The 7,428-nt window shown below is 35.6% G+C and carries 8 protein-coding genes and 1 pseudogene; 1 reads left to right on the top strand and 8 read right to left on the bottom strand.

The window, feature by feature from the left end; all coding sequences use genetic code 11:
- Window positions 1–214: 214 nt before the first annotated feature.
- Genes U0839_RS07850 through U0839_RS07830 form a run of 5 tightly spaced genes read right to left on the bottom strand, consistent with a single transcriptional unit; the run spans window position 215 to window position 3,669 of the window.
- Window positions 215–1,180, bottom strand: a complete 966-nt coding sequence (locus U0839_RS07850; RefSeq protein WP_155565037.1) for a HesA/MoeB/ThiF family protein — start codon at window positions 1,178–1,180, stop codon at window positions 215–217.
- Complete coding sequence (locus U0839_RS07845; protein WP_155566448.1) at window positions 1,180–1,782, bottom strand: thiamine phosphate synthase; 603 nt, start codon at window positions 1,780–1,782, stop codon at window positions 1,180–1,182. The genes U0839_RS07850 and U0839_RS07845 overlap by 1 nt, the downstream gene beginning before the upstream one ends.
- Window positions 1,782–2,546, bottom strand: coding sequence for a thiazole synthase (locus tag U0839_RS07840; RefSeq protein ID WP_198195128.1), 765 nt, complete (start codon window positions 2,544–2,546; stop codon window positions 1,782–1,784). Before U0839_RS07840 ends, U0839_RS07845 begins: the two co-directional genes overlap by 1 nt.
- A gap of 2 nt (window positions 2,547–2,548) precedes the next feature.
- Window positions 2,549–2,746, bottom strand: a complete 198-nt coding sequence (thiS, locus tag U0839_RS07835; RefSeq protein ID WP_155565035.1) for a sulfur carrier protein ThiS — start codon at window positions 2,744–2,746, stop codon at window positions 2,549–2,551.
- 5 nt (window positions 2,747–2,751) lie between these two features.
- Window positions 2,752–3,669 (bottom strand): FAD-dependent oxidoreductase, encoded by a 918-nt coding sequence (locus tag U0839_RS07830; RefSeq protein ID WP_413550421.1) that lies wholly within the window; start codon window positions 3,667–3,669, stop codon window positions 2,752–2,754.
- Window positions 3,670–3,997: 328 nt separating this feature from the next.
- Between U0839_RS07830 and cynS the strand changes: the two genes are divergently transcribed.
- Window positions 3,998–4,441: a cyanase gene (gene cynS / locus U0839_RS07825; protein ID WP_110439450.1), complete on the top strand. Its 444-nt coding sequence runs from the start codon at window positions 3,998–4,000 to the stop codon at window positions 4,439–4,441.
- Window positions 4,442–4,518: 77 nt separating this feature from the next.
- Here the strand turns inward: cynS and nrdG are convergent, their stop codons facing one another.
- The 3 genes and pseudogenes from nrdG to U0839_RS07810 form a co-directional block, all read right to left on the bottom strand.
- Entirely contained in the window at window positions 4,519–5,025 is a 507-nt protein-coding gene (gene nrdG, locus U0839_RS07820) for an anaerobic ribonucleoside-triphosphate reductase activating protein (protein ID WP_198193923.1), read from the bottom strand.
- A complete protein-coding gene (gene nrdD, locus U0839_RS07815) occupies window positions 5,012–5,179 on the bottom strand; it encodes an anaerobic ribonucleoside-triphosphate reductase (protein ID WP_122124240.1) in 168 nt (55 codons plus the stop codon). The genes nrdG and nrdD overlap by 14 nt, the downstream gene beginning before the upstream one ends.
- 27 nt (window positions 5,180–5,206) lie before the next feature.
- Window positions 5,207–7,261: pseudogene (locus U0839_RS07810) on the bottom strand (anaerobic ribonucleoside triphosphate reductase); the annotation flags it as partial.
- Between the last annotated feature and the right edge of the window lie 167 nt (window positions 7,262–7,428).

The raw sequence follows: 7,428 nt of genomic DNA, 5'->3' as shown, positions 1-7,428 counted from the left end.
TTAATTAAATCTTATATTTAACTGAAAATGATATATTATTATTTATTATTATTAAAAACATTAGATATATTCAAGAATATCATTACAATTATATTTACAAACAATAATCGTTAAATTTGCTGAAAATTTTTGTTGATTGAATTAAAATATAACGTTTTTTGTATTATTAAATTACAATTTATTAGAATTTAATATAAATAATATTTTAAAAAAGTTAATCCGCTATGATGCCTAAATTTGTATAACCCTTAAATTGTAACTGATATGCTGCTTTAATAGCTCTTATCCCAGTCTTACAAATAAATACTATTCGTCGATCGGTCGGAAAATTACTATTTTCTATATTTTCGGGTTTCACCCGAACAACATGGGAATTAACACTGATTGGAGCTTCAATTTCATCCCGTAATTCAACCAAATAATCATCAACTTTGAGACTGTCCCTATCCAATAATGAAATAATTGTTTTTAGTTCAGGTTCTTCCGCATCATCAAAACAAATCTGACCAACTCTCCAGTTAATGCAATCTATATGGAACAAGTTTCCTAATGTCGGTTTGGAAAGCTTTAATATTATATTTATAGCCATTTCTGCCTGAATAGATCCCATAATCGCAACAACAGGTCCCATTACTCCAATATTATTACAATTATTGTTCGAAAACGAAGGTTTTGGAAAAACCGAGCGATAGCTTGGCCCACCACCACAAAAAGCCCCTACATATCCCTGAAATTCCAGAACAGAAGCACTTATAAAGGGAATATCCATTTCATAACATTTGTCAGAAAGAAGATACGTCACCATAAAATTATCAGCCGCATCTATAACCAGATCAATTTCACGCATTGCATCAGAAATATATGAAAAACTTAATTTTTGAGCATAAGCCTCGATATGACACTCTGGATTTTGACGATATAAAATATTCTGCATTACCAAAGCTTTATGTTTGCCAAGATCAGATTTAGAGTACATATATTGTCGATGTAAATTAGATTCCTCTACAATATCATGGTCATAAACCCTTATAAAACCTATCCCCGCTGCACTAAGTAATGGTAAAACCGTATTACCCAATCCACCACATCCTACAACTAATAGACGGGCCTTTCTTAATCTCTCCTGACCTTCGATACCAACCTCAGATAACATTATCTGTTTTTTAAACCGTTTTTCCATTAATTGATGACCTTTTTAATCTGTCTTTGCCAAGCATTATAACGATTGATTGGATCTGACGCAGTCTTAATATCTGTTACTACTGCCAAACTATCTGCACCCGCTTTCAGAACATAAGGAATCCGTTCAACTGTTAATCCCCCGATAGCAACCAAAGGAATATTTCTTATTCTCTGTTTCCATCTGTTCAGTTTTGATAACCCTTGCGGGTGCCATTTCATTTTCTTCAATACAGTCGGATAAATTGGTCCCAATGCAATATAGTCAGGGTAAAGCTTCAACGCAATTTCCAACTCAGATCTATCATGTGTGGAAATCCCATATTGAATTCCTGCATTTCGTATTCTGTTAAAATCTGTTTTTAATAAATCTTCTTGTCCTAAATGAACAAAATTTATACCCAATTCTAAAGCCAATTCCCAGTAATCGTTCAAAATCAATTGCGCACCATAACGTTCACAACAGATTTTTGCTTCCATAATATTTTGCCTCAAATCCGGCTGAGACATGTTTTTAATTCGTAATTGAATCAATTTAACCCCAACAGGCAATAATTTTTTAATTAATGAAACAGACTCTGTAACTAAATAAAATTTTTCCATTATAATGATAAATCCGCCAATCCATATGCTGGTGTTGAGGCATAGGCCATATTACGCTTTTCCATTAATCCCGCTTTATATGCTATCCGTCCCGCTAAAATAGCTTTGTTAAAAGCATCCGCCATTAGAATAGGATCTTTTGATTTCGCAATTGCCGTATTTAGTAAAATTGCATCAAAACCTATTTCCATCGCTTGGATTGCTTGACTTGGCGCTCCAATCCCCGCATCAATAATAAGGGGAATATTTTTAAAATATTGACGCATTGTTTTTAATCCTTCAATATTACGCAAACCTTGTCCAGATCCAATCGGTGCCCCCCATGGCATCAAAAGTTGACAACCTGCCTCTAATAACTTTTCACCAACAATTAAATCCTCGGTCGTATAAGGAAAAACCTCAAACCCTTCCTTTGACAAAATCCTGGCAGCTTCAACTGTTGCAAAAGGATCTGGTTGTAAAGTATCCGCATGACCGATAATTTCCAGCTTAATCCAGTTTGTTTCAAAAACTTCACGTGCCATCTGCGCTGTTGTCACGGCCTCTTTCACGGTATGGCATCCTGCCGTGTTTGGCAGAAACCTTTTTTTTGTTTTTGCTATTAACTGACGAAATTCAGAACCTCCCACCCCTTCCCTACGTAAACTGACAGTTATAATTTCTGCCTCTGAAGCATGAATGGCTTGTATCAAGATATCTGGCGAAGGGTAACCGGCAGTACCCAATAACAATCTTGAATGAAGATTTTGATTATAAAATTGCACAACTAACCTCCCTGCATTGGTGATACAACTTCGATTTTCATATTTTCCTGCAGCTGGGTCTCCTCATAACGTGCCCGAGGAATAAAATTTCCGTCGATCGCACTGGCAACACAAGATACATCCATATTTTTTTCCTTCAGCAAATCTGCCAAAGTCTTTACCTGTGTTGTAATGAATTCGCCATTTAAATATAACTTCATTTTCATTATCCCAAAATTTTCTTCACAAAATCTAATGCCAGAACCGGAGCAAGTAAAAAGCCATGTCGATACATGCCATTAATATAAAATTTACCATCCTGTTCAATAATCTGTGGAATATTATCAGGAAAGGAGGGTCTGCATCCTGTTCCTGTTTCTATAATCCTTGCTTCAGCAAAGGCTGGATGAATTGCATATACTGAACTCAGCATTTCTATCAGGGCCCTAGCACTTATGGGACTATCATCATTGCTTTCCACCATTGTTGCCCCTACCATAAATCGGCCATTTGCCCGAGGTACAAGATAACAGGGAAACCGCGGATGCAATAAACGAATTGGACGTAAAAAATTAACTTCGTGGCATTCAAAAATTAGCATTTCACCACGAACAGCCCGTAAATTTTTTAATGAACTGGTTGCCGCCATACCAGTGCAGTCAATGATCTTTCCTTTGGGCGAACCCGTATGAAAACTAACACCCTTATTTTTTAAATTTTCTTTTAGTTCCTGCAAGGCCAAGCGAGGATCGATAAAGGCCTCAGAAGGAAAAAACAGTCCCTCAGAAAAACGACCCTTCAAATCTTTTTCTATCTTACCTGGATCAACCCATTCATGACAAATGGTCATATTGGCAAACCGTCTTAATTCAGACATATCTCGAGGCGGCGCAATGACAATGGTTCCGGTTTTTTTTACATTGCTGACATGATTATCCCACCACTCAACAGATAATTGTCCATTTTTTACGACAATATCTGGCGCACTTTCCCCTTCACAAAATGGTGCCAACATACCGCCAGCAAAATATGATGAGGCCTGAATATTTGGATTTTCAACAACCTCTAGTTTTTCACCCTTTTCACATAAAGCTGTTGCAATACACAATCCTGTAACACCACTACCAAGAATAGACCAAGCCATTTATCCTACCTTATATAAATTGATCTCATAATCAATATTCAACTGATTATCATATGAAATGGATAAATAGAAAAGGAACAAGAAAGTGAATATGAACAATAATTAAAAAAATTTTAATATTATTAAATATCATTAAATTTTCATAAAATAATAATATTAATTATATAATTATAGATTAAAAATTATAACACATAATTATAACAAAAAACAAAATATATACTTTAAAACTATTGATAGTAAAAATAAAATATCCAAATATCACATGTCATTAGATTATCAAATTTAAGAATATTCAACTCAATGTAACATTTTTTATTTGGAAATTATCATGAACCGTCTACAAATCACAGAAAAAATAATTCAAACCAAAATTAGTAAAGACATTAAATGGTCTTTTGTTGCCGAAACCTTAGGATTAAGTAAGGAATATGTTACAGCCGCTTGTCTCGGGCAAATGCCTTTAAATAAAGAACAGGCCGTTCTGATCGCTTCTATTTTTGATCTGACAGAGGAGGAAACCAATTGGTTGACTGTTCCACCCAATAGAGGAAGTCTTCCAACTGCCATTCCTTCTGATCCAACAATATATCGTTTTTATGAACTAATTAATGTATATGGATCAGCCATCAAGGAACTTATTCACGAAGAATTTGGAGATGGTATAATGAGCGCCATTGATTTTTCAATGAATATAACCAGAGAACCTAATCCCAATGGGGATCGTGTTAATATTCAACTTAGCGGTAAATTCTTACCTTATAAAAAATACTAGATTTTTCAAAAATATCAGTATTATACTATAAATGATCCTTTATCCATCTATCGAGGATCATTTTTCATTAATTTAAATCAATATTTTAATTGATCTTTTATTCGTTGCCGATCCATTCTATATAAAATTCTTTGATTGGCACTGCCTCGAAAAGACAATTGCAAATCCCGTTGACTGATCTGAAATGGACCGTCAATCAAAATATCAGTCAATTCCAATAGATGGATAATTAAAGGATTGCATTTTCCCAGTTCCAATAATCGTTCATACGTATAACCCGTATAGGTAACCAGCGTTTTTCCTGTTTTCTTTACAATATTGGCAAGTAAAACAAGACTTTCCACCTGCAAAAACGGTTCCCCACCCGAAAACGTCATGCCTGATAAAAGTGGATTATTCAAAAAGTCATTGATAATTTCTTGAATAGAAATTTCATAACCACTGTTTAGTGCATGTGTTTCAGGATTATGGCATCCGAAACATTGATGAGGGCAACCCTGGGTGAAAACAACATACCTCAACCCAGGCCCATCCACGATAGATTCTGCTTCTATACCACTGATACGCAGTTTAGCTACAGCCATGCTTGACACGATCTTTTTCTTCGGCACGTTTGGCATTATTAAAACGATCCAATGTACCAACCAAATATCCTGTTATACGGCGTGTCCTGGCAAAACTTATATCTTTTCCCACCATTTTGAATTTTTTTTGAACATGTTCTATAGGTTTAACCATATTGCATTTGCCCATTATTAACCCTCTCTAATTATAATCTGGAACATTCGAATAAATCTGTCTTAATTCGTTCAGTTTCGCGATACTGACCGCCTCACCATCTTTACGCCCGCAACGTGGGCATTCATTATCAATAACACCAACATACCCACAGACAGGATCTCTATCTAAAGGATGATTAATCGCCCCATAACCAATTCCAGATTGTTTCATGTAACGGATAATTATTTCAAACGCATCCAAATTTTTACATATATCACCATCAAGTTCTATATAGGTTATGTGACCACCATTGGTTAATTCATGATAGGGTGCTTCAAGTCCAATTTTTTCATGCGCTTTTACTGGATAATAAACAGGAACATGAAAAGAATTCGTATAATAATCCCGATCTGTCACTCCAGATATGACACCATATTTTTCACGATCCATAAGGACAAAACGGCCACTTAGACCCTCGGCAGGCGTGGCAATCAATGAAAAATTAAGTTTTGTTCTTTTTGCCGCCTCATCTGTTTTTTTACGCATATGACTGACAATTTTTAGCCCCAACTCCTGCGCAACCTCGCTTTCCCCGTGATGAAAACCCACCAAAGCTTTCAGGGTTTCAGCCAAACCAATAAAACCAACCGTTAAAGTGCCATGCTTTAGAACTTCAGCAACTTCATCATTTTCTGATAAATTTTCTGAATCGATCCATATCCCTTGTCCCATTAAAAAAGGGTAATTTTTCACTTTCTTACGACACTGAATTTGAAAACGATGTAAAAGTTGACGAAAAGATAGATGAATCATTTCATCGAGCAACTGAAAAAATAAATCTGTATTACCTTTTGCCTTCAGGGCTAGCCGGGGCAAATTGATTGACGTAAAGCTTAAATTTCCACGGCCACATATTGTTTGTCTGTCCGGATCATAAACATTTCCCAAAACACGTGTACGACATCCCATATATGCAACTTCCGTTTTATAATCACCCTGTTTATAAAACACTTTATTAAAGGGAGCATCGATAAAACTGAAATTTGGAAAAAGACGTAAAGCGGACGTTTCCATCGCCAATTTGAATAGATCATAGTTTTTATCTATCGGATTAAAATTGATTCCTTCCTTTACTTTAAAAATCTGGACAGGGAAAATAGGTGTCTCACCATTACCGAGTCCCGCTTTCGTTGCCAGCAGAAGATTCCGAATAGCCATGCGACCTTCTTCAGAAGTATCCGTTCCATAATTAATTGAACTAAAGGGAACCTGTGCCCCAGCACGTGAATTCATTGTGTTCAGATTATGTATAAACGCTTCCATCGCCTGATAAGTGCGTCTCTCTGTTGTACCGAGCGCCTTTTTACATGCAAAATTATAAGCTTTCTTTATTATTTCTAAATCAACACCCAAATTCCCAAGTTGATATAATTTTTCTCCATAAGATTCTAAAAATTGAAGGCCAATAACACCTATCCGATGCTCAACCTGATCTTGAAAAACATCAATTTCCACACTTCCCAATTGTGTTTCGATTTGCAAAAAAATTGAAAAAACCTTCCAAAATTCTTGTCTGAATGTTTTTTTAACTCCATCCGCCATTGCATAATCAAAGTTGGGAACACTTTGCCCTCCATGCATTTCATTTTGATTGGCCTGAATGGCAATACAGGCAAGAGCTGAATAACTCTCGATTGAATTAGGTTCTCTTAAATAACCATGCCCCGTTGAAAAGCCTTTTTTGAACAATTTAATCAAATCAATCTGACAACATGTTTCGGTCAACATGTAAAAATCCTTGTCATGAATATGAATGTCACCATTCTGATGGGCATGTGCAATTTCTTCAGGCAATATGTATTGATCTATAAAGAATTTTGATCCTTCGGAACCGTATTTCAACATTGTGCCCATAGCGGTATCCCCATCAATATTCGCATTTTCCCGCTTAATATCTTCATCCTGGGCCGCTGTAAAAGTCAATTTCTTATAAATATCCATCAATCCAGTTTCATTTGAGAACACCGGATCAGGTTTCCGAGTGCTTAGAACAGGCTTCATCGCAATTTTGACATCTTCATCACGCGTTAACATATTCCAAACAACTCCCTGGTATTTATTTTACTCTACAGTTAATCAATTCCTATTTTGTGGGATCGAAACTAAAAATTCAAACAGGCTTATTTTGCATATTCAAGTCTATCGAATTCACTTGAAAAATAACTCAAAAAACAATTGAACCCTTTTATATAAATATTTTCGAAACC

This window comes from Commensalibacter sp. A3DC (assembly GCF_047307945.1).
GTDB classification, from domain to species: domain Bacteria; phylum Pseudomonadota; class Alphaproteobacteria; order Acetobacterales; family Acetobacteraceae; genus Commensalibacter; species Commensalibacter melissae.
Note: the sequence above shows the minus strand (reverse complement) of the source record. Positions and strands in the feature narration are given on the sequence as shown.